Origin of the sequence: Nocardioides sp. T5 (assembly GCF_048161455.1) — a bacterium.
In the GTDB taxonomy this organism is placed as follows: Bacteria; Actinomycetota; Actinomycetes; order Propionibacteriales; family Nocardioidaceae; genus Nocardioides.
On sequence record NZ_CP182415.1, the window covers coordinates 3,380,716 to 3,406,626 of the forward strand.

The 25,911-nt window shown below is 72.0% G+C and carries 25 protein-coding genes; 2 read left to right on the forward strand and 23 right to left on the reverse strand.

Annotation, left to right across the window (positions count from 1 at the left end; translation table 11 throughout):
- Positions 1-25 precede the first annotated feature (25 nt).
- From ACNKF0_RS16520 to ACNKF0_RS16630, 23 genes are all read right to left on the reverse strand, one after another.
- Positions 26-1,192, reverse strand: a complete 1,167-nt coding sequence (locus ACNKF0_RS16520) for an N-acetylglucosamine-6-phosphate deacetylase (RefSeq protein ID WP_416953856.1) — start codon at positions 1,190-1,192, stop codon at positions 26-28.
- A 194-nt stretch (positions 1,193-1,386) separates the two neighbouring features.
- The gene (locus ACNKF0_RS16525) at positions 1,387-2,262 is read right to left on the reverse strand and encodes an amidohydrolase family protein (protein WP_416953858.1); all 876 of its coding nucleotides are present in this window, start codon (positions 2,260-2,262) and stop codon (positions 1,387-1,389) included.
- Between the two features lie 31 nt (positions 2,263-2,293).
- On the reverse strand, positions 2,294-2,773 hold the full coding sequence (smpB, locus tag ACNKF0_RS16530; RefSeq protein WP_416953860.1) for an SsrA-binding protein SmpB: 480 nt from the start codon (positions 2,771-2,773) through the stop codon (positions 2,294-2,296).
- 31 nt (positions 2,774-2,804) lie between these two features.
- Positions 2,805-4,046, reverse strand: coding sequence for a peptidoglycan DD-metalloendopeptidase family protein (locus ACNKF0_RS16535; RefSeq protein WP_416953862.1), 1,242 nt, complete (start codon positions 4,044-4,046; stop codon positions 2,805-2,807).
- Between the two features lie 121 nt (positions 4,047-4,167).
- Positions 4,168-5,076 carry a permease-like cell division protein FtsX gene (gene ftsX, locus ACNKF0_RS16540; RefSeq protein WP_416953864.1) on the reverse strand — a complete coding sequence of 303 codons (909 nt, stop codon included), beginning with the start codon at positions 5,074-5,076 and terminating at the stop codon, positions 4,168-4,170.
- Between the two features lie 71 nt (positions 5,077-5,147).
- The gene (ftsE, locus tag ACNKF0_RS16545) at positions 5,148-5,837 is read right to left on the reverse strand and encodes a cell division ATP-binding protein FtsE (RefSeq protein ID WP_416953866.1); all 690 of its coding nucleotides are present in this window, start codon (positions 5,835-5,837) and stop codon (positions 5,148-5,150) included.
- Positions 5,838-5,910: 73 nt separating this feature from the next.
- Positions 5,911-6,198, reverse strand: coding sequence for a ribosomal protein L7/L12 (locus tag ACNKF0_RS16550; protein ID WP_416953868.1), 288 nt, complete (start codon positions 6,196-6,198; stop codon positions 5,911-5,913).
- A gap of 32 nt (positions 6,199-6,230) precedes the next feature.
- Entirely contained in the window at positions 6,231-7,274 is a 1,044-nt protein-coding gene (locus ACNKF0_RS16555; protein ID WP_416953870.1) for a WD40 repeat domain-containing protein, read from the reverse strand.
- Positions 7,226-7,792, reverse strand: coding sequence for a tetratricopeptide repeat protein (locus ACNKF0_RS16560; RefSeq protein ID WP_416953872.1), 567 nt, complete (start codon positions 7,790-7,792; stop codon positions 7,226-7,228). Before ACNKF0_RS16560 ends, ACNKF0_RS16555 begins: the two co-directional genes overlap by 49 nt.
- Positions 7,789-8,838, reverse strand: coding sequence for a hypothetical protein (locus ACNKF0_RS16565; RefSeq protein ID WP_416953874.1), 1,050 nt, complete (start codon positions 8,836-8,838; stop codon positions 7,789-7,791). The genes ACNKF0_RS16560 and ACNKF0_RS16565 overlap by 4 nt, the downstream gene beginning before the upstream one ends.
- Complete coding sequence (locus ACNKF0_RS16570) at positions 8,838-9,140, reverse strand: hypothetical protein (RefSeq protein ID WP_416953876.1); 303 nt, start codon at positions 9,138-9,140, stop codon at positions 8,838-8,840. The genes ACNKF0_RS16565 and ACNKF0_RS16570 overlap by 1 nt, the downstream gene beginning before the upstream one ends.
- Positions 9,141-9,205: 65 nt before the next feature.
- Positions 9,206-10,321 (reverse strand): peptide chain release factor 2, encoded by a 1,116-nt coding sequence (gene prfB / locus ACNKF0_RS16575; RefSeq protein ID WP_416953878.1) that lies wholly within the window; start codon positions 10,319-10,321, stop codon positions 9,206-9,208.
- 154 nt (positions 10,322-10,475) lie between these two features.
- Entirely contained in the window at positions 10,476-11,258 is a 783-nt protein-coding gene (locus ACNKF0_RS16580; RefSeq protein WP_416953880.1) for a hypothetical protein, read from the reverse strand.
- A 113-nt stretch (positions 11,259-11,371) separates the two neighbouring features.
- A complete protein-coding gene (gene treZ, locus ACNKF0_RS16585; RefSeq protein ID WP_416953882.1) occupies positions 11,372-13,120 on the reverse strand; it encodes a malto-oligosyltrehalose trehalohydrolase in 1,749 nt (582 codons plus the stop codon).
- A gap of 13 nt (positions 13,121-13,133) precedes the next feature.
- On the reverse strand, positions 13,134-15,461 hold the full coding sequence (gene treY, locus ACNKF0_RS16590; protein ID WP_416953884.1) for a malto-oligosyltrehalose synthase: 2,328 nt from the start codon (positions 15,459-15,461) through the stop codon (positions 13,134-13,136).
- Complete coding sequence (glgX, locus tag ACNKF0_RS16595; protein WP_416953886.1) at positions 15,458-17,638, reverse strand: glycogen debranching protein GlgX; 2,181 nt, start codon at positions 17,636-17,638, stop codon at positions 15,458-15,460. The genes treY and glgX overlap by 4 nt, the downstream gene beginning before the upstream one ends.
- A 174-nt stretch (positions 17,639-17,812) precedes the next feature.
- Complete coding sequence (locus ACNKF0_RS16600) at positions 17,813-18,229, reverse strand: pilus assembly protein TadG-related protein (protein WP_416953888.1); 417 nt, start codon at positions 18,227-18,229, stop codon at positions 17,813-17,815.
- Positions 18,230-18,252: 23 nt separating this feature from the next.
- Positions 18,253-18,756, reverse strand: coding sequence for a hypothetical protein (locus ACNKF0_RS16605; protein ID WP_416953890.1), 504 nt, complete (start codon positions 18,754-18,756; stop codon positions 18,253-18,255).
- Entirely contained in the window at positions 18,753-19,148 is a 396-nt protein-coding gene (locus tag ACNKF0_RS16610) for a TadE/TadG family type IV pilus assembly protein (RefSeq protein ID WP_416953892.1), read from the reverse strand. Before ACNKF0_RS16610 ends, ACNKF0_RS16605 begins: the two co-directional genes overlap by 4 nt.
- A 6-nt stretch (positions 19,149-19,154) precedes the next feature.
- A complete protein-coding gene (locus tag ACNKF0_RS16615) occupies positions 19,155-19,340 on the reverse strand; it encodes a hypothetical protein (protein ID WP_299932164.1) in 186 nt (61 codons plus the stop codon).
- 35 nt (positions 19,341-19,375) lie between these two features.
- Positions 19,376-20,317 (reverse strand): type II secretion system F family protein, encoded by a 942-nt coding sequence (locus ACNKF0_RS16620; RefSeq protein WP_416953894.1) that lies wholly within the window; start codon positions 20,315-20,317, stop codon positions 19,376-19,378.
- On the reverse strand, positions 20,314-21,168 hold the full coding sequence (locus ACNKF0_RS16625; protein ID WP_416953896.1) for a type II secretion system F family protein: 855 nt from the start codon (positions 21,166-21,168) through the stop codon (positions 20,314-20,316). The genes ACNKF0_RS16620 and ACNKF0_RS16625 overlap by 4 nt, the downstream gene beginning before the upstream one ends.
- Positions 21,168-22,436 carry a CpaF family protein gene (locus ACNKF0_RS16630; RefSeq protein ID WP_416953898.1) on the reverse strand — a complete coding sequence of 423 codons (1,269 nt, stop codon included), beginning with the start codon at positions 22,434-22,436 and terminating at the stop codon, positions 21,168-21,170. The genes ACNKF0_RS16625 and ACNKF0_RS16630 overlap by 1 nt, the downstream gene beginning before the upstream one ends.
- A gap of 192 nt (positions 22,437-22,628) precedes the next feature.
- Here ACNKF0_RS16630 and ACNKF0_RS16635 point away from each other — a divergent pair, with 192 nt between their 5' ends.
- Positions 22,629-23,717, forward strand: coding sequence for an SDR family oxidoreductase (locus ACNKF0_RS16635; protein WP_416953900.1), 1,089 nt, complete (start codon positions 22,629-22,631; stop codon positions 23,715-23,717).
- 73 nt (positions 23,718-23,790) lie between these two features.
- On the forward strand, positions 23,791-25,878 hold the full coding sequence (locus tag ACNKF0_RS16640) for a dehydrogenase (protein ID WP_416953902.1): 2,088 nt from the start codon (positions 23,791-23,793) through the stop codon (positions 25,876-25,878).
- Positions 25,879-25,911 lie beyond the last annotated feature (33 nt).

Consider the following 25,911-nt stretch of genomic DNA (forward strand, 5'->3'; position numbering starts at 1 on the left):
ACGAATCGTCAGCAGCAGGACGCCGTCAGCAGACCTCCTCACACCCCCTGAGGTCGTGGACGACCTGACCGCCGACGACGGTGACGACCGGCTGCAGGTCGGCGTCGACGAGGGTCAGGTCGCCGCGCAGTCCGGGCTCGAGACGGCCGCGGGTGGGGTCGCCGACGAGGCCGGCAGGCGTGGTGGTCACCGTGGCGACCGCCTCCTCGAGGGAGCACCCGGTCGTGGCGTGCAGCAGGCGCAGGCAGTCCAGGACACCGGCCGCCGAGCCGGCCAGCGTGCCGTCGACCAGCCGGACGGTGCCCGCGGAGACCACCACCTCGTGGTCACCGAGGCGCGCCCGCCCCTCGGGCAGCCCGAGGCCGGCGGTCGTGTCGGAGACGGTCAGGAACCGCGACGGGCCCAGCGCGCTCCACATCGCCGTGACCACGTCGGGGTGCAGGTGGTGACCGTCCACGATCACGCCGGCCACGAGCCGGGTGACGTCCGGTCGCGTACCGCCCAGGGCGACACCGACCGGTCCGGGCTCGCGGGCGAGCATCGGGGGCATCGCGTTGCCGAGGTGGGTGAGGCTCGTGGCGCCTGCGTCGACCGCGGCCACCACGTCGTCCGCGGTGGCGTCCGTGTGCCCGATGGCCACGCGCACCCCGCGCCCGACCAGCTCGCGGACGAGCTCGATCGCGCCCGGCAGCTCGGGAGCAACGGTCGCCATCAGCACGCCGGCGTCCCGCGACCAGCCCTCGACGAGCTCCGGCGAGGGCAGTCGCAGCCACTGCTCGGGGTGCGCGCCCTTGCGGGCGGGCGCGATGAACGGCCCCTCGAAGTGCAGCCCCAGCGGCACCGAGCCCTGCCAGCCTGCGGGCGGACCGGTGGCGTACGTCTCGAGCGCAAGGTCGCGGGCGTCCGGGTCGGAGGTGATCACCGTGGGCAGCCACGCCGTGACGCCGTACGACGCCAGCGCGGCGCCGGCCTCCCAGAGCCGGGCCGGCTCGGCCGTCAGGTCGATGCCGGCGACGCCGTTGACCTGGAGGTCGATGACGCCGGGGAGCACTGTGAGGCCGCTGGCGTCGAGCACGGTCGCGCCGCCGGGCGCAGTGGTGGCGACCAGGCCGCCCGCGATCGCGACGTCACGCGAGCCGCCCCTCACCACCAGGTCCGGCTTGCGGTCGGGCATCGGCTCATCGTCGTACACCGCGCTCATCCTGTCACCGCGCCCGACGTGAGTCCGCTCGCCACTCGACTCGGGGTGCGTGGCGCAGCTTTCCGAGCGCCAGAACGTGCCTCACCCACCGCGCCACCCCAGTCGTACGCACGAGCGGTGCGTGGCGCAGCTTTCCGAGCGCCAGAACGTGCCTCGCCCACCGCTCGGGGCGGAAGGCCGGGATCTCAGCCGAGGAGGGCGGCGGAGTTGTCCCAGCACACCGCGCGCAGCCAGTCCTCCCCCAGCCCGAGCCGCTCGAGCGCCTCGAGCTGGACGACGTAGGGGTAGGGGATGTTCGGGAAGTCGCTCCCGAGGTGCACCCGCCCCGCCATCCCGAGGTCACGCAGCCGGGGCAGCAGGTCGGCGGGGTAGGCGCCGCCCATCTCCTCGAAGAACGGCGTGAAGGCCATGGTGGTGTCGAGCGCGACCCGCTCGCGGGACTCGGCGAGCGCGAGGAAGTCGGCGTACTCCGGGGCGCCGGCGTGCGCGATCACCAGGCGCAGCCGTGGGTGCCGGGCCAGCAGGTCGGCCACGGGCCCGGGGCCGGTGTGCTCGGTGGCGACGGGCCCGCTCCCGGCGTGGAGGACCACGGGCGTCCCGGCGTCCGCGACAATCCCCCACGCCTCGTCGAGCAGCGGGTCGGTGACGTCGAACGCGCCGACCTGCACGTGCACCTTCCAGACCTCGACCCGGTGGGGCGAGTCGGCCGTGCGGGAGGCGACGTACGCCGCCACACCGGGCTCGGGGAAGAAGGTGCCGCACACCGCCGCCTCGGGCACGCGCTCCGCGAACCCGGCCGCCCAGTCGTTGAGGAACTCGGCCATCCCGGGTCTGTGCGCGTACGGGAGCGCGGTGAAGCGGTGTACGCCGAAGGAGCGGAGCACGTCCACGAGCGCGTCGTCCTCGTCGCGGTAGTGGAGCGGCCACGGCCGACCGATGAGCGGGCCGGCGGCGTCGAACTGAGCGCGCACCTTGGCCATCACCCGCGGCGGCAGGAAGTGCGTGTGCAGGTCGATCAGGCCCGGCAGGCCGAGGGCACGGGCGAACTCGACGGGGGTCACCCCGCGCTCAGCCCCGGCCTCAGTCCCCGCCTCAATCCCGGTGGCCCTTGAGCCGCCGCTGGACCGCCTCGACCTTCTCGCGGTTGGCCGTGCGCTCGACGAGGGTGTGGCGCTTGTCGTAGGACTTCTTGCCCTTGGCGAGGGCGATCTCGACCTTCGCGCGACCGTCCTTGAAGTAGAGCGACAGCGGCACGACCGTGTAGCCCTTGTCGGTGAGCTTGCGCTCGATCTTGTCGATCTCGGTGCGGTTGAGCAGCAGCTTGCGGCGTCGGCGGGCCGAGTGGTTGGTCCACGTGCCCTGGCTGTACTCCGGGATGTGCACCCCGAGCAGCCACGCCTCGCCGTTGTCGATCTCGGCGAACCCGTCGACCAGCGACGCGCGACCCTGGCGCAGCGACTTCACCTCGGTCCCCATCAGGACGAGGCCGGCCTCCCACGTGTCCTCGATGTGGTAGTCGTGGCGCGCCTTCTTGTTCTGCGCGACCATCTTCTGGCCCTGCTCCTTCGCCATGGAGCCATTCTCTCAGGCGGTGTCCAACGCCTTACAGCCAGTTCATCGGGTCCACGGCCTGGCCGTTGGCCATCACCGTGAAGTGCAGGTGGCACCCGGTCGACCAGCCGGTGCTGCCCTCGAAGCCGATGACCTGCCCCTCCTGGACCTGGTCGCCGACGCCGACGTTGTAGCCACTGGCATGGTTGTAGATCGTGGCGATGCCCTTGCCGCCGAGCACGCCGTGGTCGATCACCAGCCGGTTGCCGTAGACACCGCTGAAGTAGGACGAGACGACCTTGCCGGGCGCCGCTGCGCGCAGCGGGGTGCCGCAGCCGCCGCCGAAGTCGACGCCGTCGTGCAGGCCCCAGTAGTGGTAGATCGGGTGGGAGCGGAAGCCGAACGGCGAGGTGACGTAGCCCTCGACGGGGTAGGCGAGCAGGCCGGGGCTCGGGGTCGAGGCCTGCGAGCGGGCCTGCGCCCTGGCCTGCGCGCGCTGGCGGCGGAGGGCGGCGAGGGCGCGCTTGCGCAGCATCTCCTCGATCTGCTGCTGCTCCTTCTCGAGCTTGCGCAGCTTGCCGAGGTCCTTGGCGCGGGCCGCGCTCGCGCCCGCCCGGGCGTCGCGGCGCTCGACCACGAGCGAGACGACCGAGTCCTTGGCCGCCTGCTCCTCGGACTCGAGGGCCTGCATCAGCTCGAGGTGCTCGGCGGCAGCCTCACGCTTGGCGGCCACGACGTCGCGCGCCTCGGCGACCTGGTCCTGGCGCACCTCGAGGAGCACCTCGGAGGCCTTGAGCTCGTCGTACTCGCGGGCCTCCTGGCCGATGACGACGTCACGTACGCCGTCGCGGCGGGTGAGCTCCTCGGTCGACTCGGCGTCGAGCAGGGAGGAGAAGGCGATCAGCTCGGGGTCGCCCTCGGCGTACATGTCGGCGACGGTGCCGGCGACCTTCTCGCGCTGGGCGTCACGGTCGACCTGGCCGTGCGCGAGGGCCGCCTCGGCGGCGGCGAGCTCGGCCTCGGCGCTCACCAGCTCGGCCTGCATCTGGGCGTCGCGCTCGCGGGCGACCTCGACCTTGCCGCGAGCCGTGGCGAGCCGGGTCTTGGCGACGCCGAGCTGCTCCTGCGCGGCGGCGAGGCGCGCCGCGGCCTTGCGCAGCTGCGCGCTGGACTCGTCGAGGTCCTGGTGAGCGCCCTTGAGCTCGCGCTCGACCTGGTTCTTCTTGTCCTTGAGGTCGTCGGCATGAGCGGCGGACACACCCATCGCCATGACCGCGACGAGAGCTGCGGCCATGCGTCGATGAGCGGCACGGGGGAAGGTACGCACCGGGGGAAGCCTTTGCGTCGGGGAAGCGGGGAAGGTGCCCCTCCCGACGTGACGCCGAGCGAGACGCCTAGACGCTAACCCCCGCTGCTCAGACTTTGAGGTATTTGCGCGTCAACACGAGTGTCGGGATCAACGTGAGCACCGGCCCGAGGATCGCGATCGCTCCGGCCGCGAGCCAGAACTCGTCCCAGCTGATCCACGGGACGAACCTCAGGTTGTTCGCCAGATCACCGATCGCGAAGCGCAGGAACGCCGCGAGCGCCCCGACCGCGAGGGCGACGCTGATGAGCGCGGTGACGAGCGCCTCCAGGAGGAACGGCAGCGCGATGTAGAGCGTGGAGGCACCCACGAGCCGCATGATGCCGATCTCCTTGCGGCGCGCGAAGGCCGCGAGGCGGATCGTGTTGGCGACCAGCAGCAGGGCGGCCAGCACCAGCAGGCCGGCGGTGCCGAGGGCGTACGTGCGCATCTTGGTGATCGTGGTCAGGATCGGACCGACCTGCTCACGGAGGTCACGCACCCGGGACACCCCGTCGAGGCCCTGCACCGCGCTGCTGATGCCCTCGTACTCCTCGGGGTCCTCGAGCGTGATCCAGACGGTCTGCGGCATGTCCTCGGCGGTCAGCGCGGGGTTGTCGCCGGAGAAGAGCTCCTCGCCGTAGAGCTCCTTGGCCTTCTCCAGGGCCACCTCGCCGGACTCGAAGCGATAGCTCGCGACCTCCGGGTTGGCATCGACCACGGCCTCGATCTCCGCCTTCTGCGCCTCGGTCACCGGGTTCGGGCAGACCGGGTTGGAGTCGTTGAGCCGGCAGAGGTACACGGTGATCTGGAGCTGGTTGCCGAAGTGCTCGGCCGCCCGTGTCGCCTGCTGCTGGAAGAGCAGGCCGATGCCGACCAGCGTCAGCGACACGACGAGGGTGAGGATCACCGCGAGGTGCATCGTCAGGTTGCGTCGCAGGCCCTGGCCGAGCTCGGAGTAGACGTAGCGCAGCTGCATGGAGTCGGGATCTCGATTCGTTCGGGGTGGCGGATCGGGTGTGGCGGGACCGGCCCGGTGGGGGCCCGGTGTCAGTTCTGGTGGCCGTAGACGCCCTGCGCCTGGTCACGCACGACGTGCCCGTTCTCGAGCTCGATGACGCGCTTGCGCATCTGGTCGACGATCCCGGCGTCGTGGGTGGCCATCACCACGGTCGTGCCGGTGCGGTTGATCCGGTCGAGGAGCTTCATGATGCCGACCGAGGTCGTGGGGTCGAGGTTTCCGGTCGGCTCGTCGGCGATGAGGATCATCGGGCGGTTGACGAACGCCCGGGCCACGGCGACGCGCTGCTGCTCGCCGCCGGAGAGCTCGTCGGGCATCCGGTCGCCCTTGCCGCTCAGGCCGACCAGCTCGAGCGTCTCGGGGACGACGTCCTTGATCTCCTTGCGGGACTTGCCGATCACCTGGAGCGCGAAGGCGACGTTCTCGGTGACGGTCTTGTTGGGCAGCAGGCGGAAGTCCTGGAAGACGGTGCCGATGTCGCGGCGCAGTCGCGGCACCTTCCAGCCGGCCAGCCGGTTGATCTCCTTGCCGGCGACGTAGACGCGACCGGTGGTGGGGCGGTACTCCCGGAGCACCAGGCGCAGGAAGGTCGACTTCCCCGATCCCGACGAGCCCACGAGGAAGACGAACTCCCCCTTCTCGATGTCGACGGAGATGTTGTCGAGTGCGGGGTGGGGGTGGCCGGGATAGGTCTTGGTGACCTTCTCGAAGCGAATCACGGCGTCGAGGCTACGTGAGGGGTGGACGGTACGCCGAAACCCCCGCAGCGGGCCAGCTCCGGGCTGGCGCCCGTCAGCCCGGCAAGCCCTCCACGGCATCCTTGGCCTGCTTGAGACCGACGCCGGTGTGCTCGCGGTAGACCTTGATCGCATGGATCGTCCTACCGGCGCTGCGCAGAGCCTGCACCTCGGCCATCCAGGGCTCGGCTGCCGTGGTGGCGGGCGCCGCACGTCCGGAGACGAGCTGGGCCACCTGCGCCTCCAGCCGGGCGAGCCGTCGCTCGAGCTCGGCGATCCGGGCGCGGTCAGCGTCGTTGCTGCCGCCGGGTCCGATGACCTCAGGCCTGCTGAAGAGTCCCATGCGCCGAGCCTATGACCCGACGCTGGACCCGTTCAGCGACCCTCGGGCAGCTCGAAGTCCGTCGACGCGCGCTCGCCGGTGGCGGTGTCCCACGCGAGGACGCCGTCGTCGGCGGACACCGAGTAGAGGACCGAGCCGTCGGGTGACCAGGCGACCGCGCCGGGGTCGTCGGTGTGGCCGGCGAGCTCGCGCGGCTCCGCCGCGGCCTTCGCCGGCGTCCAGAGGGTGACGGCCGTGCCGTCGAGCGACGTGAGGGCGACGGTGCCGCCGTCAGGGGCGTACGCCGCCTCGTGGAGGCGGGTGCCCCGCAGCTCGGCCACGAGGGTCCAGGTCTCGGCGTCCCACACGGCGGGCTGGCCGTCCGCGCCGACGCCGAGGAGCCGGGCGCCGTCGGCGCTCCAGGCCACCGTGCCGCCCTGCCCGGACGGCAGCTCCTGCGACTCGCCCTTCACGAGGTCGTGCACCTCGACCGGGCCGTTGCCCGCGGTGGCGATGCGGTTGCCCTCGGGTGAGATCGAGATCCGGTGGACCTCGCCGAGGGTGTCGAACGACGCCTCCTCCGCGCCGTCGACCGACCAGACCTCCAGCCGCCCCTCGCCGTCGTCGTCGGTCCCGGCGGCCGCGACCAGCCCGCCGTCGGGGCTGTAGGCCACGGCGGTCACGGGTGAGCCGTCGGCCACGTCGTCGTCCGCGAGCCCGGTGAGCTCGGCGACCGTCTCGCCCGAGTCAAGGTCCTCCAGCACCACGGTGCCGTCGTCGACGGTGGCCACGGTCGACCAGTCTGGCGCGACCGCGACCGAGCCCCGGTCGGGGACGAGCTCGAGGGTCCCGTCGGTCGCGTCCCAGCGACAGATGCCGTTCCAGCAGTCGGCCAGCACCTCGCCGCCGTCGGGGCTCACCGACAGGTCGTCGGTGGCGACGAGCTCGAAGGCTGCGCTCCCGCCGGTGGTGCCCGTCCCGCCGGCTCCGGTCCCGGCGCCGCCGGTGCTCGGCGCGTCCGACCGGTCGTCCGAGCAGCCCGCGACCGTCAGCGCGAGCAGCACCGCCGTCGCCGCGACGACGCGTTGGTCAGGCACGGACCGCGGCACCGGGGACCCGGGTGACGTCGAAGTGGAGCGTGCGCCCGTCCTGGCACTCGATGCGGTCGATCCGTCGCGACCCGTCGGCCAGCAGGCCCTGGCCCACCGGCCGCGTGCCGAGGCTGTCCACGACGTCGTACTCGTCGCTGATGCGCAGGACCGACCACGGGCGCTCGGCGGTGCCGTCGCCGGTGGCGAGGATGCCGTCGAGGGCGGGCCCGGGCCAGCCGGGCGTGCCGGCCGGCGCCGTCGGGGCGGCCGCTGCGCTTCAGGGCGGTGGCCAGCATCGCGTGGGCGGCCGGGCTGAGCAGCGACCCGGGCATGCTCGCCTCGAGGGCGATCACTGCGTCGTCGTAGCGGCCGTCGCGCAGCAGCGCGTCGGCCTGCTCGCGCACCCGCAGCTCGGGGTCGAAGCCGGGAGCGGCGCGTACGGCGTCGCGGAGCGGCTCGAGCGTCTCCGGGGTCGGGTCGGCCAGGTGGGCGCCGACCAGGTCGGCGTAGGTCGTGGATGTCATCGCTGTCCTTCCTCGAGGAGCCGCTCGAGCTCTTCCTCGGTCATGTCCTCGAGCTCCTCCTTGCCGATCCGACGTGCGTCGACCTCGACCGGTTGCTCGAAGTACTCCTCGTAGGTGTCGCCGTTGGAGGTGGACTTGTAGTCGTCGAAGTTCTCGTCCCACTCCTCGGCCTGCTCCTCGGTGATCCCGTCCTCCTCGTGCATGTCGAACGGGTCGTCCTGCCAGGGCCAGCGCCAGGCGTCCTGGTCGTCGATGGCCTCGAACTGGCGGGCGTGCCGCATCTCGTGGGCGACCGTGTTGAGGATGAAGGGGTCGTCGAGGATGCCCTCGTTGAGCGCGATCTCCGAACCGCCGCCGCGTGCCTGGCCCCAGAGGTCCCACGTCTCGGGCTCCCACGTGATGGTCGGCGTCGGGATGCCGGCCTCGGCCGCCTGCTCCTCGATCATCTCCTCGACGGCCGCACGTCGCTCGGCGTCGGTCATCGTGGCCCACCGCTCGGCGACCTCGGGGTCGGCGACGCCGTAGTCGTCGACGGAGTCCACGTGGCCCGGGGGTACGCCGCCGGCGATGGTCGCGTCGGCGGCGGCCGCCCGGCCGAGGATGGTGGAGACGTCGTCGGCCAGCCCCTGGGCGGTCTGCTGGCGGATGCGTGACCACTCCTCGGCCTCGTAGCGGTTCTGGAAGGTGGGCGGGTCGCTGACGTCGCTCACGGTGCCGTCGGCGCTGATGGAGAAGTCCTTCGCGCGGGCCTCGCCCTCGACCTCGGTGACCAGCCGCTCGACCTCGGCGACGATGGTCTCCGCGTCGTAGAGGGCGCGCTGCATCCGGCGCTTGCCGTCGATGTGGCGGTCGAGCTGCTTGACCAGCAGCGTGCGGCGGGCGACCGCGAAGGTCACGGCCAGCCCGGTCCACGACTCGGGCACACCCTGCGTCTCGAGGAGGTCGCGGGCGCCCTCGAGCGCGTCGAGGTCCTTCTTGAGGCTGTCCCCGGCGGTGCCGAGGGGCTCGGACTGCCAGCGCTTCGCGTCGCCGTAGGTGACGGTCATCAGCCACCACCCAGCAGTCCGCCGAAGAGTCCGCCGGTGGCCTCGTCGACGGCGCGGTAGTCCTCGCCTGCGGCGGCGAGGTCGGCGCCGAAGTCGTTTGCCGCCGTGACCCACGCGGCGACCTCGTCGTCCCAGCCCTGGCCGAGCTCGCGGAGGTGGTCGACCGATGACGCCCCCGGGACGCCGCCGCCGGCCCACGTCAGCGCATCGGCCGATCCGTGCCCCTTGGCGTCGGCGGCAGCGGTCTGCGCGGCGTTGGCCGCGTCCTGCATCGCGGCGTGCTGCACCTGCAGCTGCGACATGTGTCCCCCCGGGCTCAGCGTGTCAGTGCCTGACCTCTACCCCGGGGCGCACCGCGCGAAACGCCTCAGGCGTCGACCTTCTCCGCTCCCCGGCGCCAGCGGATGCCGGCCTCCATGAAGTCGTCGAGGTCGCCGTCGAAGACCGCGCTGGGATTGCCCGACTCGTGGCCGGTGCGGAGGTCCTTGACGATCTGGTAGGGGTTGAGGACGTAGTTGCGCATCTGGTCGCCCCAGCTCGCGGCGACGTCGCCCTTGAGGTCCTTCTTGAGCGCGGCCTCCTCGGCCTTGGCCTTGGCGAGCAGCTTGGCCTTGAGGACGACCATCGCGGACGCCTTGTTCTGCAGCTGCGACTTCTCGTTCTGGCAGGACACGACGATGCCGGTCGGGATGTGGGTGAGACGGACCGCGGAGTCGGTGGTGTTGACCGACTGGCCGCCGGGACCGCCGGAGCGGAAGACGTCGACGCGGAGGTCGTTCTCGTCGACCTCGATCTCGTCGGTCTGCTCGAGGACGGGGACGACCTCGACCGCGGCGAAGGAGGTCTGGCGGCGGCCCTGGTTGTCGAAGGGGCTGATCCGCACGAGGCGGTGCGTGCCGGCCTCGACCGACAGGGTGCCGTAGGCGTAGGGCGCGTGGATGGCGAACTCGGCGGACTTGATGCCCGCCTCCTCGGCGTAGGACACGTCGTAGACCTCGACGCCGTACTTGTGCTGCTCGGCCCAGCGCGTGTACATCCGCATCAGCATCTCGGCGAAGTCGGCGGCGTCGACGCCACCGGCGCCGGAGCGGATGGTCACGATGGCCTCGCGCTCGTCGTACTCCCCCGACAGGAGGGTGCGGATCTCGAGGGACTCGACGGACTTCTTGATGCGCGTCAGCTCGGCCTCGGACTCGGCGAGCGTGTCGGCGTCACCCTCGTCCTGGGCCATCTCGACCATCAGGCCGAGGTCCTCGATGCGGGTCTCGAGACCGGTGAAGCGGTCCAGCTCGCCCTGGAGGGCGGAGAGGCGACCCGTGATGCGGGTGGCGCTCTCGACGTCGTCCCACAGGTCGGGGGCAGCGACCTGCTCGCCCAGGTCCGCGATCTCGTCGCGCATGCGGTCGAGGTTGAGCACCTGGCCGACGGTCTTCATGGTCGCCTGGAGCTGCTTGATCTCTTGGTCGAAGTCGATGCCTGCCACAAGGAGCAACAGTACGGCTCGCGCGCGAAAGGTGTCGAAAGCAGCGGTCCGGACAGCAGTGGTCCCGGACAGCAGTGGTCCCGGACAGCAGCAGCGGCGAGCACTCCCGGGCCTGTGACCCCGGTCGTGCCCGCCGCTGCGGATCGGGTGCGCGTCAGCGCGTGCAGAGCACCTCCGGCGTCGCGACTGCGGCGACGGCGGCGGGCGTGGCGGTGGTCGACAGGTCGACCTTGAGGCGGAACACGTCGGAGACGTCGAGGACCTCGTCGGCGACGACCGTGCCGACCGAGAGCGAGTGCGTGGCCAGGACGGCGCCGTCGGCGCTGACCGTCACGGCGCCGCTGGAGCCGGTGGCGGCGCTGTCGGTGAGGGCGTACGTCGCACGCAGGTCGGTGCACTTGCGGCCCAGGGTGTACTCCACCGAGGACGGCGTCCCGGCGAGCGTGGTCGCCAGGCTCTGGCCGTAGTACTCCGCGCCGATGAGGACGCCCGCGGGCTCGACGTTCACGCGGGGGCCGCTGGGCCGGTAGACCAGCTTCTCCCACTTGTAGACCTCGACCGGCATGGTCTTGCTGTAGCTCTTCTTGATGCCGCGGCTGCCCGGCTTGAGCACGCGGTACTCACGCGCGCCGGGAGTCGTCGGCTTGTCCTTGAGCACGTAGCTGCCGTTGCGCTTGACCTTGGCCTTGTCCGTGGACTTCCACTTCTTCTTGTTGCCCACGCGCTGCTGGAGGACGACCTTCTCGCCGGCGGCCTTGGGCTTGACGCGCCCGCGGATCTTGACGACGTCCTCCTTGGCGACGGCGACCTCGGTGCTGGCCTTGGCGGTGACCTTGTAGGTCCGGGCCTTGGCAGGAGCCGCCTGCGTCGGCGTGGCGAGCGCCAGCGAGCCGGCGGTCAGGGCCAGGGTGGCGGCGAGTGCGGTGATGCGGTTCATGGTTCTGTTCCCCGTCATGTGGGGCCCGGGAACGGGCCGTTCACGAGGGAGACGTGGGTGGGCGGGGAAAAGTTGTCGGCGAATCCCAGAGGATCCGCCGACCAGGGTGTGGATCAGCGCAGCAGCGCGCCACCGTGCGGCGGGAGCGCGAGCGTGCCGCCCTCCAGCGCCGAACCGGAGGGGGTCTCGAAGAGGACCTCCCGCTCCCCCACCTCGGCCGTCACTGGCTCGTCGCCCGCGTTGACCACCACGAGGAGGTCGCCGCGGCGCATGGTGAACAGACGGCCCTCGACGGTGCAGGAGACCGCGTCGAAGGCGGGATCCGTGAGCTGCGGCAGCTCGCGGCGCAGCCGGCCGAGCCGCCGGTAGCAGTCGAGCACGACCGCGTGGCGGCCTGTGGCCAGCTCGTCCCAGTCCAGCTTCGAGCGGCGGAACGTCTCGACGTCCTGGGGGTCGAGGACCTCGTCGGGGTCCCAGCCCATCCTCTCGAACTCCGCGATCCGGCCGTCGGCGGTCGCCTTGCCCAGCTCGGGCTCGGGGTGGGAGGTGAAGAACGCGAAGGGCGTCGAGGCGGCCCACTCCTCCCCCATGAAGAGCATCGGCGTGAACGGGCCGGCGAGGGTCAGGAGTGCGGCGCACGCGAGCTGGTCGTCGTCGAGGTGCTCGGCGAGCCGGTCGCCGCGGGCGCGGTTGCCGACCTGGTCGTGGTTCTGGTTGGCGACCACGAGCCGCCAGGTCGGCATGTGCTCGGTGTCGACCGGCGCGCCGTGGTCACGCTCGCGAAAGGAGGAGAACGTCCCGTCGTGGAAGAAGCCCCGCTCGCACACCTTGGCCAGCGCCTCGAGCGGCTCGAAGTCGGCGTAGTAGCCGGTGGTCTCGCCGCTCAGCGCGACGTGGACCGCGTGGTGGAAGTCGTCGCTCCACTGGGCGTCGACGCCGTAGCCACCGGCTTCGCGCGGGCGCACGAGCCGGGTGTCGTTGAGGTCGGACTCGGCGATCAGGGTCAGCGGGCGGCGCAGGTGCGCCGACAGCGCGGCGGTCTCGATGGCCATCTCCTCGAGGAGGTGGACCTCCGAGGTGTCGTGCAGCGCGTGCACGGCGTCGAGGCGCAGCGCGTCGACGTGGTAGTCCTCGAACCACATCCGCACGTTGTCGAGGATGTAGCGCCGCACCTCGTCCGAGTCCTCGCCGTCGAGGTTGACCAGGTCGCCCCAGGTGTTGCGGCCGGCCTTGAGGTAGGGGCCGAACACGGGGAGGTAGTTGCCCGAGGGGCCGAGGTGGTTGTGGACGACGTCCTGCACGACACCGAGGCCCGCGGCGTGGCAGGCGTCGACGAAGCGCTTGTACGCGTCGGGGCCGCCGTACTGCTCGTGGACGGCGAACCAGGCGACGCCGTCGTAGCCCCAGTTGTGGGTGCCGTTGAAGGCGTTGACCGGCATCACCTCGACGAGGTCCACGCCGAGGTCGACGAGGTGGTCGAGCCGCTCGATGGCCGAGTCGAGGGTGCCGTCGGGCGTGAAGGTGCCGACGTGCAGCTCGTAGATGACCGAGCCGGCCAGCTGGCGTCCGGTCCAGGCCGCGTCGCCCCACTCGTACGTCGTCGTGTCCCGTCGCGACAGCCCGTGCACGCCGTCGGGCTGGCGGCGCGAGCGCGGGTCGGGGCGCGGGTCGGGGTCGTCGTCGACGAGGTAGCCGTAGTCGACCGGACCGTCCGTCGGCACCGGACCGGCGGGCGTCCACCAATTGTCGGCGCCGCGGGTCATGTCCACGACGCTCTGCCCACCGGGGGCCGCCACGCTCAGCCGTACGCGCTGCGGGCGCGGCGCCCAGATGTCGAAGGGTCCCCGAGAGGGCGTGGTCATCGTCAGTCCTTCCTCAGTTCTTCTGCACCAGCAGGGCGACCTGGTGGACCGCGAGAAGGGTCTCGAGCCGGCCGTCGGTGTCGAGGCCGGTGAGCACGTCGTGCCAGCGGCCCTCGGGCAGGTCGAGCGACGTGTCGCCCCAGCCGTCGGCCGCCAGGCCGACGGGGAGCCGGGTCGCGACGGTGATAGCGCCGCCGCGGTCGAAGGCGACCGCGTGGCCCGCGGCCGACCCGGTGGCCTGCACCGGGGCGTAGGTCGTGAACAGCTCGGGCCGCTCACGGCGCAGGGTGAGGGCGGTGCAGGTGACGTGCAGCTTGGTCGCCGCGTCGTCCTCGGCGGTGCCGGCGAGCACGGCGGCCCGGTGGCCGAAGTCCACCGGGCGGCGGTTGTCGGGGTCGACGAGCGAGGTCTCCCACAGCTCGCTGCCCTGGTAGACGTCGGGCACGCCCGGCATCGTGATGGCGAGCAGCTTGGCCGCGAGCGAGTTGGCCTGCGCGGGTGCGTCGATGCGGGTCGCGAGGTCGAGCAGCACGGAGCGGACGTCGTCGGAGTCGAAGACCGCATCGACCGCGGCGTGCACCTGCGACTCGTACGCCTCGTCGGGCTCGGTCCACGTCGTCCGGTCGCCGGCCTCGCGCATCGCCTTCTCCGCGTAGCCGTGCAGCCGCTCGCGGAGGTCGGGCAGGTGGTCGGGCGTCCACGCGCCCAGCACGGCCTGCCACAGCAGCGAGCCGAAGCCGGGGTCGGGCACGGGCGCGAGCCGGAGCAGCTCGTCGAGCGCCCGCTCCCAGTGGCCGGGCTCCTCGGCGAGCACGGTGATGCGGGCGCGGACGTCCTCGCCGCGCTTGGTGTCGTGGGTCGACAGGGTGACCATCGCGTCGGGCCAGTCGCGCTGGCGCGCGGCCATCGCCTCGTGCCACTCGTCGACACCGATGGCGAAGATCGACGGGTCTCCGCCCACCTCGTTGAGCGACGTCAGCCGCGACCAGCGGTAGAACGAGCAGTCCTCGACGCCCTTGGCCATCACCATGCCGGAGGTCTGCTGGAAGCGCCGGGCGGGCTGGCTCCACTCGTCGTGCAGCAGCGGCTCGAGGACGTCGTACGTCGCTGCGAGGTCGGGACGCGTCCCGCGCGCCCGGGCGAAGGCCTGGTCGAGGTGGTCGCGGCCCTCGGGCAGGTAGGAACGGTAGACCGGGAAGCAGGCGATGAGCTCGGCGATCGCGTCGGCCACCTCGTCCTCGTCCGCGCTCTCGTCCTTCGCGTGCAGGACGCGTTCGACCTCGCGGGTGATGCGCCGGACCTCGGAGTGGAGGATGCCGTCGGCGACGGCGCGCTTGTTGTCGCGGACCATCTGCTCCCAGTCCACGGACGTGCCGCGGAGCCGGTCCTCGAGCGCGGTCAGCGGGGCCTCGCCGGCCGGGTCGGTGAGCACCCGATCGATGAGCGCGAGCGCGTCGTAGCCGGTGGTGCCGGCGGTGGCCCAGTCGGTGGGCAGGAGCTCGCCGGGCTCGAGGATCTTCTCGACCAGCACGTAGGCGCCGCCGGTGAGGGCGGCGAGGTCGTCGAGGTAGCGCTTGGGGTCGCGCAGGCCGTCGGGGTGGTCCACCCGCAGGCCGTCGACGAGGCCCTCGTCGAACCACCGCTTGACCTCGACGTGGGTCTCGGCGAACACCTCGGGGTCCTCGACGCGCACGGCGGCGAGGGTGTTGACGGCGAAGAAGCGGCGGTAGTTGAGGTCCTCGTCGGCCGCGCGCCAGTTGACCAGCTCGTAGTGCTGCTCCTCCAGCGTGGACGTGCCGGGAGCGAGCGGGAAGCGCTGGTCGTGGTAGCGGACCTCGCCCTCCCCCTTGCGCGGGCGGACGACGCGGATCGCACCCTCGTCGTCGTCACCGATCACCGGGATCACGATGCGCCCGTCGCCGGCCGCCCAGTCGACGTCGAAGGCCGACGCGTGCTCGGACCCGCGCCCCAGCTTGAGCACGTCCCACCACCACGGGTCCTCCGACGGCGTCGCGACACCGACGTGGTTGGGGACGATGTCGACGAGCACGCCCATCCCGAGGCGTCGCGCCTCGGCCGACAGCGCGGCCAGGCCCTCCTCCCCGCCCCGCTCGGGGTCGACGTGGTCGAACGCGACGACGTCGTAGCCGTGCGTGCTGCCGGGCTCGGACGCCAGCAGCGGCGAGAGGTAGACCCAGTCCACGCCGAGGTCGTGCAGGTAGGGCAGCACCTGCGCGGCGTCGTGCAGCGTGAAGTCGGGGCTGACCTGCAGCCGGTAGGTGCTGCGCGGCGTACGTCGCTCGGGCTGCTCGGGCCGGTCGGACGGGGAGGCGTCGGTCACGTGAGGTCCGTACCCGAGCGCGCCGCGAGCGATGCAGCGACGGAGTGGTCCGGGCTGACCTCGGGCTCGGTGTGCTCGCGGAGCACGACGAGGCTGTGCGTGCCGAGGTCGAACGTCCCCTCGGCCTCGAACGTCGGGCCGGCGTCGGCGTCACCGCCGGTGTCGATCACGACGTCCCACGCAGCGGCGTACTCCTCCGTGGGCAGGGTCACCTGGGCCGGGCCGTCGGCGTTGAAGTAGAGCAGGAAGTGGTCGTCGGTGATGGCGGCGCCGCGGGCGTCCTTGCCGGCGATGCCGTTGCCGTTGAGGTACATCCCGATAGCCTTGCCACCGGCCCAGTCGTCGTCCTCCATCGGCTCGCCGTCGAGGTCGAGCCACACGATGTCGTTCAGTCGCTCGCCGTCGCCGGTGCGCACGGTGTTGCCGGTGAAGAAGCGCTTGCGGTGGAACGTCGGGTGGTCGGCGCGCAGCTTGGCCACCGCCGCGGTGAACTCGATCAGCGGCTTGTCGGCGTCGTCCCAGTGGACCCAGCTGATCTCGCTGTCCTGGGCGTAGGTGTTGTTGTTGCCGTCCTGGGTGCGGCTCAGCTCGTCGCCGTGCAGCAGCATCGGCACGCCCTGGCTGAGCAGGAGGGTCGCGATGAAGTTGCGCTGCTCGCGGGCACGCGCCTCGAGGATCTCGGCGTCCTCGGTCGGGCCCTCGACGCCGTGGTTCCACGAGCGGTTGTGGCTCTCCCCGTCGTTGTTGTCCTCGCCGTTGGCCTCGTTGTGCTTCTCGTTGTAGGACACGAGGTCGCGCAGCGTGAAGCCGTCGTGGGCGGTGACGAAGTTGATGCTGGCGAACGGGCGGCGACCGGAGTGCTCGTAGAGGTCGCTCGAGCCGGAGAGGCGGGAGGCGAACTCGCCCAGCGACGGCTCGCCGCGCCAGAAGTCGCGGACGGTGTCGCGGTAGGCGCCGTTCCACTCGGTCCACTGGGGCGGGAACCCGCCGACCTGGTAGCCACCGGGGCCGATGTCCCACGGCTCGGCGATCAGCTTGACCTGGCTGACGACCGGGTCCTGCTGCACCATCTCGAAGAAGGTGGAGAGCTTGTCGACGTCGTAGAACTCGCGGGCCAGGGTGGCGGCGAGGTCGAAGCGGAATCCGTCGACGTGCATCTCGGTGACCCAGTAGCGCAGCGAGTCCATGATCAGCTGCACCGAGTGCGGGTGGCGCACGTTGAGGGTGTTGCCGGTGCCGGTGTAGTCCATGTAGTAGCGCTGGTCGTCCTCGACGAGGCGGTAGTAGGCCGCGTTGTCGATGCCCTTGAAGCTCAGCGTCGGACCGAGGTGGTTGCCCTCGGCGGTGTGGTTGTAGACCACGTCGAGGATGACCTCGATGCCGGCGGCGTGCATCGCCTTGACCATCGCCTTGAACTCCTGGACCTGCTGACCCAGGCCGCTGGCGGAGTAGTCGGCGTGCGGGGCGAAGAAGCCGAGGGTGTTATAGCCCCAGTAGTTCCGCAGGCCCTGGTCGAGCAGGGTCGAGTCCTGCACGAACTGGTGCACCGGCATCAGCTCGATCGCCGTGACGCCGAGCTTCTTGAGGTGCGCTGTGATCGACGGGTGCGCCAGGCCGGCGTACGTGCCGCGCTGCTCCTCCGGCACGTCGGGGTGCAGCTGGGTCAGGCCCTTGACGTGCGCCTCGTAGATGAAGGACTCGTTGTAAGGGATGGCCGGGCGGCGGTCACCCTCCCAGTCGAAGAACGGGTTGATGACCACGCCGTGGGTCATGTGCGCCGCGGAGTCGTCGTCGTTGCGGGAGTCCTCGTCACCGAAGTTGTAGGCGAAGAGCGACTGGTCCCAGTCGATCTCCCCGGCCGTGGCCTTGGCGTAGGGGTCGAGGAGGAGCTTGTTGGGGTTGCAGCGCAGGCCGTTGTTGGGGTCCCACGGGCCGTGCACGCGGTAGCCGTAGCGCTGGCCGGGCTGCACGGTCGGGATGTAGCAGTGCCAGACGTAGGCGTCGACCTCGGTGACCTCGAGCCGGGTCTCGGTGAACGAACCGGGGTTGTCCGGGTCGGGGTCGAACAGGCACAGCTCGACGCGCTCGGCGACCTCGCTGAACAGGGCGAAGTTGGTGCCGGTGCCGTCGAAGGTGGCACCCAGGGGGTAGGCAGTGCCGGGCCAGGTCTCGGTCATGCGAAGAAACTACCGGCGAGGGGTGGGTAGTCGTTCTTCCTGACCATCCACCGGGGTGGGGGTGGTGACGACCGTCACCGGGCTCCGGAGGGCCCCGCCCGGGCCGGAGCGTGATCGGGGAGTCCTGGCTCGCTCAGGGCGAGCCGGCACTCCCCGATGACGTGCTGGCTGTCCTCACCCTCCGGGCACCACGGTCACCGCCGCCGTGCTGCTGGCGCCGACGGTCGGGCTGCTGGGCGAGCCGGGGATCGTGAGCGGCAGCTCGAGCGGCGCGCTCAGCCGGACCGTGACGGAGCGACCGACCGGGTCGACGCGTACGCCGACGGCGATGCCGGGGTATCGCGCACCCGCGTCGGCGCGGGCGAGGTAGTCGCGCACCGCGGCCTCGACCGCGGCCTCCTGCTGGGTGAGGCGCTCACCGTCGAGGCCCTGCTCGTAGATGCCGGCCGCGCCGAGGTCGGCGCCGTAGAGGGCAGCGCCGTCGGCGAGGTTGTCGAGGCCCTGGCGCTGGAGGTAGGCCGCGGACGCGTCGATGACCACGACGATCGCCATGAGCAGGATGCTCGCGAAGCCGATGATCAGGAGCGTCACCTGCCCCTGCTCGTCGCGGCGCCTCATCGGTCGTCCGCCCCATCCGTCCCGGCGTCGGACCCATCGTCGGAGCCGCTCTCGACGTACTGCCCGATCGGCACCGTGTGGGTCGCGTCGAGCGAGAAGACGGCGGCACGCTTGCCGAGGATCGCGGGGAAGAACGGCAGCTCCACCCCGGAGTCGACGCGCACCGTGATGACCGAGGTCCCGACGTGGCAGTTGCCGGCGGGGGCCTCGCAGGTGATGCTCACGCGGGCGCGCTGGCCGGGGGTGCCCTGGTCGGCGAGGACCTGTCGTACGACGGCCTCGGCGCGGGTCGCCCCGGTCGCGTCGTCGGGCGCCAGGGCGTAGGCCCGTCCGGCGGCGCGGGCCGCCGCACTGGTGGCGAACGCGCCCTGCTGGACCTCGAACACCGAGACCACGATCCAGATGAGCGGCACCAGCAGGATGATCGCGAGCCAGCTGAGCTCGACGAGGGCCGAGCCGCGCTCGCCGCGCGTCCTCGCGGTCGGGCGCGGCCGGGTCACGGCGGCGCCACCTCCGCGATGGCGTGCCCGGACACCCGGACGGGCACGCCCGCTCCGCCGAACCCGAGCAGGCTCACGTCAGCCGTGACGACGGCCTCGTAGCCCGGCGCTCCGCCGACGAGCGCCGGGCGCACGGTCACCGAGCGGACGAAGTCCCGCGACAGGGCACCGCTCACCAGCTCCTGCACCTTCGCCCGGCCGGCCGGCGCCGACGAACCGGCGACCGCGGCGTGCCGGGCACCCTCGGCCGCAGCAGACGCGAGGGTGTTGCGCACGTGGAGCACCAGCGCGAGCTGGAGGATGCCGATGACCAGCGGGAGCAGGACGAGCAGGACGAGGACGAAGTCGACGACCGCTGCCCCGCGCTCGCCGGCGCGCGAGCGGCGAGGCACGTCGGCCTAGCCGCTGACCATCGCGAACGCCCGCGACAGCAGCGCACGGAGCTCGTCGCTGACGAACGGGGTGAGCGCGGCGACCACGATGGCGGTCATCAGCGTGACCATCACCCAGCCGGGCACGTCGCCGCGCTCGTCGCGTGGGCGTGCCGTCAGCAGGAGGAGGAGTCCCGAGAGGGACGGGTGCATGGCGTGTCCTTTCGTTGGAGTCGTCAGGGAAGGCGTCAGGGAGTGGTGAGCCGCAGGCCCAGCACCCCTGGATAGAAGGCGAACAGGATCGTCACGGGCAGCACGAAGAACACGACGGGCGCCATCATCGCGATCTCCTTGCGGGCGGCGGTCTCGATGAGCAGGCGCCGACCGGCCTCTCGTACGTCGGCGGCCTGGGCGTGCAGGACGTCGGCCAGCGGAGTGCCACGCTCCATGGCCACGGTGATGCCGGTGGCGAACCGGGCCACGATCGGCAGCCCGGTGGAGCGGGCGAGCGACTCGAAGGCGGCACCGACCGGCTCCCCGGTGCGGATCCGGGCCAGCACCTGGGCGAGGTCGTCGGAGAGGGCGCCGTTGCTGCGGCGTACGACCCGGTCGAGCGCGGACACGGGGCTCTCGCCTGCGGCGACCGACAGCGCCAGCAGTTCGGCGACCGTGGGGAACTCGACGAGGACCTGGCGCTCGCGGTTCTTGACCTGGGTGCTGAGCCGGTTGTCGCGGAGGAAGACGCCGCAGACGAATCCGAGCACGCAGAACACCGCTCCCGAGCCGACGCTGCCGACGCCGCCCAGCGCCCGCAGCAGGACGACGGCGGCAGCGGCCGCGAAGCCGACCAGCCCCCAGACGACCTGCTCGATGCGGAAGTCCTGGACGGTGCGGTCGAGGCCGGCGCGCTGGAGGCGGCGGCGTACGGACGTGCTGCCGCCGAGCACCCGTTCGACCAGGTCGGCGGCCCGGCGCAGCAGCGGGCCGAAGATGCCCGCGGCCGCCGAGGTGGGCGTGGACAATACGGGCCGCAGGACGGAGGTCTCGTCGAGGCGCGGCACGTCGCGCAGGTAGGGCAGGACCCGCACCGAGAGCTGCGGGCGGCGCAGCACCGCGACCCGCAGCCCGACGAGGAGCAGCCCGGCTCCGGCCACGGCTCCGAGCAGGGCACCCCACACGGCGGTGCTCACGACAGGATCCGCTTCTCGGTCGGCAGCCGCCCGATGCGCATCATCGAGACGTAGGCGAGGACGCAGACGCCGAACCCGACGCCCAGCACGAGCACGCCGCCGGGCGTGGCGTACTGCCGGATCGCGGTGGTCTGGAACGACATCAGCAGCAGCACGATCCACGGCGCGGCGACGGCCAGGCGGGCGCCGTTGACCGTCCAGGCCTGGCGCGACTCGAGCTCGGAGCGGGTGCGTGCGTCGTCGCGCAGGAAGCCGGAGAGGTTGCGCAGCAGTCGGCCGAGGTCGCCGCCGCCGACCTCGCGCGCGAGCCGCAGCCCCTCGATGACCCGGTCGCCGACGGGGTCGGCCAGGCGGTCCTTGAGCCGGTCGAGGCACTCGCCGAACCGGCCGGTGACCTGGTAGTCGAGGGCGAACTGCGCGAAGTCGGCGCGCAGGGCCTCGGGCCCGTTGGTGCCGAGCGCGGCGACGGCGTCGGGCAGGGAGAGGCCGGCGCGGACCGCGCTGGCGAGGTTGTCGACCGCCTCGGGCCACACCTCGGCGAAGTCCCGGAGCCGCCGGGCGGCTCGCTGGCGCAGGACGGCGACCGGAAGGTAGGCGGCCATGGTGGCGAAGACGAACGAGACCGGGACGGTCCGCGAGACGGCCTGGACGAGCGCGAACGCCACGGCGAAGAGCACCGCGCACAACGACAGCACGCTCGCCGGCGTGACGTCGGCGAGACCCGCCCGGCCGAGGAGCCGGCCCAGCGCCGTGGAGGTCGGAGCCGTCGACCGCGGGCGCCGTGGGAGCACGAAGGCGGACCAGATCAGCAGCAGGCCGACTCCCACCCCGAGACCGACGAGGGCGCCCATCAGCGCCCCACCTCCCCGGAGGCGAGCACCTCGTGGACGTCGATGCCGACCCGCTCGTAACGCTCGACCTGCGCCGGCACCCCTCCGGTGCGTCTCAGGTCGGCCCCGTGCCGCACGAAGATCGGCTCGACCTCGATGACGTCGGCCTCGACCCGCCCCGGCACGGACACGATCTCGTTGACGCGGCGTACGCCGTCGGCGCCGAGCCCGAGGTGGACGACGAGGTCGACGCTCGTGGCCACCGTCGGCACCACGAAGCGGGCGGAGATGTTGTCACCGGCCAGCAACGGCAGGGTGCACATCTTGACCAGCGCCTCGCGCGCGCTGTTGGCGTGGAGGGTGCACATGCCGGGCAGGCCGGAGTTGAGGGCCAGCAGCAGGTCGAGGCACTCGGCCGCACGGACCTCGCCGACGAGGATGCGGCTGGGACGCATCCGGAGGGCCTCCTTCACCAGGTCGCGCAGCACGATCTCGCCGGTCTGCTCGAGCCCGGCCTGCCGGGTCTGCATCGCGACCCAGTCGGGGTGGGAGAAGCGCAATTCGAAGACTTCCTCCGCACTCACCACCCGCTCGCCCCCGGGCACCGCGGCGGCGAGGCAGTTGAGCATCGTGGTCTTGCCGGCTTGGGTGCCGCCCGCGACGAGGACGTTGAGCCCGGCCCGCACCGATGCCTCGAGGAAGCGCGCCGCCTGGGGCGTTAGGCTGCCCAGCGAGACGAGGTCGGTCAGCCGGTGGGCACGCAGCAGGAACTTGCGGATGTTGACCGCGGTGAAGCCGCGCGTGATGCCCTCGAGGACGACGTGGAGGCGGTGACCCTCGGGCAGCATGGCGTCGACGAACGGGGTCGAGATGTCGAGCCGGCGCCCGCTGGACTTGAGCATCCGCTCGACGAGCTCGTTGACCTGCGCGGCGTCGAGGCGGAGGTTGGTCAGCTCGTGGCGGCCGCGGCGGGCGATGAAGACCCGGCTGGGGTCGTTGATCCATATCTCCTCGACCTCCGGGTCGTCGAGGAAGGGCTGGAGCGGGCCGAACCCCGACACCCGCGCGACCAGCTCGCCGACCATGGCGCCGTCGTCGGCGACGGGCGCCACGGCGCCGGTGAGGCTGAGGTCGTCGTGGTCGCGGACGACGTCCTCGGCGATGCGGCGTACGACCCCGGCCTCGCGCTGCGGGTCGACGCCCTCGCGCCGGACGCGCTCGCGCACCTGGAGGTCGAGCCGCTCGACGAGGTCGTCGGCGTGCGGTCGCGTGATGCGATCAACGGCCATCGTGTGGCACCTGCTTCCCCGAGAACGTGCTTTGTCACGCTACCCAGCGCGAGCCGTCCGGAAACAGGGGTGAAGCAAAGGTTGTGGAGAACCTGACCCATGTCGTCCGCGGCCGGGACGTTCGGCACTGGTGACGACACCCGCGGGGCCGAAAGGGTGGAGCTACCGACGACCACGAGGTGTGAGCCACCGATGACCGCACTGCTGATGACCGGGTTCCCCGGCTTCCTCGGATCCGCCCTGCTCGGCCGCCTGCTGGCGCGGCGCCCGGGCACCACCGCGACCTGCCTGGTGCAGCAGCGCCACCTGCCGCTCGCCCGCGAGCGGCTGGCGGCGATCGAGCTCGAGGAACCGCACGTCGCGGGCCGCGTCCGGCTCGTCGTCGGCGACCTCACCGCAGCGGGCCTGGGTCTCGACGCGGGCGAGAAGGGCCTGCTCGAGGACGTCACCGAGGTGTGGCACCTCGCCGCGGTCTACGACCTCGCCGTCGGCGAGGAGGTGGCCCACCGGGTCAACGTCGACGGCACCGACCGGGTCCTCGACCTCTGTCGCAGCCTGCCCGGGCTCCAGCGGCTCCACCACGTCAGCACCTGCTACGTCAGCGGCCGGTACGACGGCGCGTTCGGCGAGGACGACCTCGACGTCGGACAGACCTTCCGCAACCACTACGAGTCGACCAAGCACGAGGCGGAGCTGCTGGTCCGCAAGGCGATGGCCGCCGGGCTGCCCGCGACGATCTATCGCCCCGGCATCGTCGTCGGCGACTCCCGCACCGGGGAGACCCAGAAGTACGACGGCCCCTACTTCCTCGCCACCTTCCTGCGCCGCCAGCTCCCGGTCGCCGTCGTGCCTGCCGTGGCCGACCCCGACGCCGTCCGCTTCTGCCTGGTGCCGCGGGACTTCGTCATCGACGCGATGGACCAGCTGTCGGTACTGCCCGAGTCGGAGGGTCGGACGTACGCCCTGACCGACCCCGACCCGCCCACTGCCCGCGAGCTCGTCGACGCCTTCGCCCGCCGCCTGCACAAGCGGGTCGTCTGGGTGCCGCTCCCCCTGGGCGTGACGAGGGCTGCGGTGTCGCTGCCCCTGGCCGAGCGGCTGATGGGGCTCCCGGTCGAGGCGCTCGACTACTTCGCCTCCCCCACCACCTACGACACGACGCACACCACGACCGACCTCGCCGGGACGGGCATCAGCTGCCCGCGTTTCGAGGACTACGCCGACCGGTTGCTCGACTTCATGCTCGCGCACCCCGAGCACGACTCCGCGGCTATGGCGTGACCGCGACAGCGCACCACCTGACGCGCCAGCAGACCCACCAGCGGACCCACCAGCGGACCTCGGAAGGACCGACATGACACCCAGCACGACCGTGGTCCTCGAGCTCAGCCTGGACGGCCCCGAACGGGACCACGACACCCGCGTCACCTTCCTCGGGCAGCGCTTCCGGATCGTCCGGCGCGGCACGTCGGGGGACCTCGACGCGGCCACCGAGCTGGTCCGCGAGTGGGCGCCGATGGCGCGTGCCGTCGCGCTCACGGGCATCCGTGAGGCGCAGGCGGCGGGCCTGTACGCCGGCCCGGCCGATGCGGCCCGCAGGCGCATCACCGGCGAGGCGGGCTCGACCCCGATCACCGAGGGCGACCAGCTCCTCGAGGTGCTGCAGGAGTGGGCCGTCCGGCGCGTCGACACCGAGCTGCCCGGCCACCTCACCAACGCGCGCACGGTCGTGCTGGGCGGACGCAACCACGAGCGCACGACCCGCATCCTGCGCGAGCACACCGACAACATCGAGCTCGCCGACCCGCTCCTGCGTCTCGACCTGTCCGACCGGCTGCACGCCAACCCGGTCGTCGGGCTCGCCGCCGACGTGCTCGGCGAGGTCGGCGCCCTGCCCGCGCGGATGGTGCCGTACGCCCTGCGCACCCGTCTCCTCTCGCCAGCCCGGCAGGCGGCCCACGCGATGGCGCGCCGGGCCGCGCGGGAATGCGACGTGCTGGTGGCGACGTACGCCGAGCTGGCGGGGTTCGGGCTCGAGGACCTGGCCGGCAAGACGCTGATCACCTCGGCGATCGACGACCACCGCCTGGCCGAGCTCGGCGACCGGGGCGTCGACCTGGTCGTCGACATCACGCCCCAGCCGTTCGCCGTGGTCGTCGAGGCGGCCGTGCTCGAGGCGCTGATGATCGCCTCGGTGGAAGGCAACGCGCTCACCGACGACGACCTGCTGGACATGATCGTCGGCGCCGACCTGGAGCCCCGGCTGCTCCACCCCAACGGCCCGCGCCGCAAGAGCCGGTTCGCCTTCGTGATCCACCCGCTGTCGCAGCAGTACTTCCGCAACGTCGAGCCCCTGCGCACCGTCTCCCGGCTGGCCCCGCAGCCGGTGATGGACCTGGTGGAGAAGGCGGTGGCCTACAGCCCGCCGTTCACCTACAGCCACGTCACCGGGATCACCTCACCGACCGGCGCCGAGGCGGAGGGCTGGCTCATCACCGTGGGCGGCACCCCGCGCGAGATGATGGCCCACGACCCCGAGTTCACCTATCGCCGGCTGCTGTCAGCGGCCGAGACGGCCCGCAAGCTCGGCGCCCAGATCATGGGTCTGGGCGCCTTCACCAAGGTGGTCGGCGACGCCGGGGTGACCGTGGCCCGCCAGGCACCGCTGCCCGTCACCACCGGCAACAGCTACAGCGCGTCCGCGGCGCTCTGGGCGGCCCACGAGGCGTTGCACCGGCTCGACCTCGTCGAGCTCGGTGCCGACGGCGTCCTCGAGGGCAACGCGATGGTGGTCGGGGCGACGGGAGCGATCGGCTCGGTCTGCGCGCGCCTGCTGGCGGTCGCGGGGGCGCGGCTGTGGCTGGTGTCCCCGGAGTCGGCGAAGCTGCTGGCGCTCAAGGCGCTGATCGAGCGGGAGCACCCCGGCACCGAGGTCCACGTCGCCACCAGCCCCGACGGCGCGCTCCCCGAGATGGACCTCGTCGTGACCGCCACGTCGGGTGCCGGCAAGCGCGTCCTCGACATCATGGCCGTCAAGCCGGGCTGCGTCATCACCGACGTCGCCCGCCCGCTGGACCTCTCGGCGGAGGACGTCGCGAAGCGGCCGGACGTCCTGGTGATCGAGTCGGGCGAGATCGAGCTCCCCGGTCACGTGCGGATGCGCGACATCGGCCTGCCGGACGGCGTGGTGTACGCCTGCCTGGCCGAGACCGTGGTGCTGGCCCTCGAGGGCCGCTACGAGTCCTTCACGGTCGGGCGCAACATCGAGTGGGAGAAGGTCAAGGAGATCTACCGGCTCGGACTCAGGCACGGCATGCGCCTGGCGACGATCTCGGGCGTGAACGGCGTCGTCACCGCCGAGGACCTCGAGCAGGTGCGTGCACTCGCGCTGGCGGCCCGCGCCGGGACGGCATCCAGCGACCTCGCCGGAGCGGTGCCATGACCAGCAGCGGCACGCGAGGGGGCGGCACCGCCA

Bases quoted from the DNA above. Each gene is read 5' to 3' on its own strand.
- ACNKF0_RS16535 (WP_416953862.1), bottom strand. From the start codon at position 4,046: ATGGCCGCAGCTCTCGTCGCGGTCATGGCGATGGGTGTGTCCGCCGCT.
- ACNKF0_RS16580 (WP_416953880.1), bottom strand. From the start codon at position 11,258: ATGAACCGCATCACCGCACTCGCCGCCACCCTGGCCCTGACCGCCGGC.
- ftsX (WP_416953864.1), bottom strand. From the start codon at position 5,076: ATGCAGCTGCGCTACGTCTACTCCGAGCTCGGCCAGGGCCTGCGACGC.
- ACNKF0_RS16550 (WP_416953868.1), bottom strand. From the start codon at position 6,198: ATGGGACTCTTCAGCAGGCCTGAGGTCATCGGACCCGGCGGCAGCAAC.
- ACNKF0_RS16630 (WP_416953898.1), bottom strand. From the start codon at position 22,436: ATGGCCGTTGATCGCATCACGCGACCGCACGCCGACGACCTCGTCGAG.
- smpB (WP_416953860.1), bottom strand. From the start codon at position 2,773: ATGGCGAAGGAGCAGGGCCAGAAGATGGTCGCGCAGAACAAGAAGGCG.
- ACNKF0_RS16615 (WP_299932164.1), bottom strand. From the start codon at position 19,340: ATGCACCCGTCCCTCTCGGGACTCCTCCTCCTGCTGACGGCACGCCCA.
- ACNKF0_RS16640 (WP_416953902.1), top strand. From the start codon at position 23,791: ATGACACCCAGCACGACCGTGGTCCTCGAGCTCAGCCTGGACGGCCCC.
- ACNKF0_RS16560 (WP_416953872.1), bottom strand. From the start codon at position 7,792: ATGACATCCACGACCTACGCCGACCTGGTCGGCGCCCACCTGGCCGAC.
- glgX (WP_416953886.1), bottom strand. From the start codon at position 17,638: ATGACCGAGACCTGGCCCGGCACTGCCTACCCCCTGGGTGCCACCTTC.
- ACNKF0_RS16565 (WP_416953874.1), bottom strand. From the start codon at position 8,838: ATGACCGTCACCTACGGCGACGCGAAGCGCTGGCAGTCCGAGCCCCTC.
- ACNKF0_RS16635 (WP_416953900.1), top strand. From the start codon at position 22,629: ATGACCGCACTGCTGATGACCGGGTTCCCCGGCTTCCTCGGATCCGCC.
- ACNKF0_RS16625 (WP_416953896.1), bottom strand. From the start codon at position 21,168: ATGGGCGCCCTCGTCGGTCTCGGGGTGGGAGTCGGCCTGCTGCTGATC.
- treZ (WP_416953882.1), bottom strand. From the start codon at position 13,120: ATGACCACGCCCTCTCGGGGACCCTTCGACATCTGGGCGCCGCGCCCG.
- ACNKF0_RS16570 (WP_416953876.1), bottom strand. From the start codon at position 9,140: ATGTCGCAGCTGCAGGTGCAGCACGCCGCGATGCAGGACGCGGCCAAC.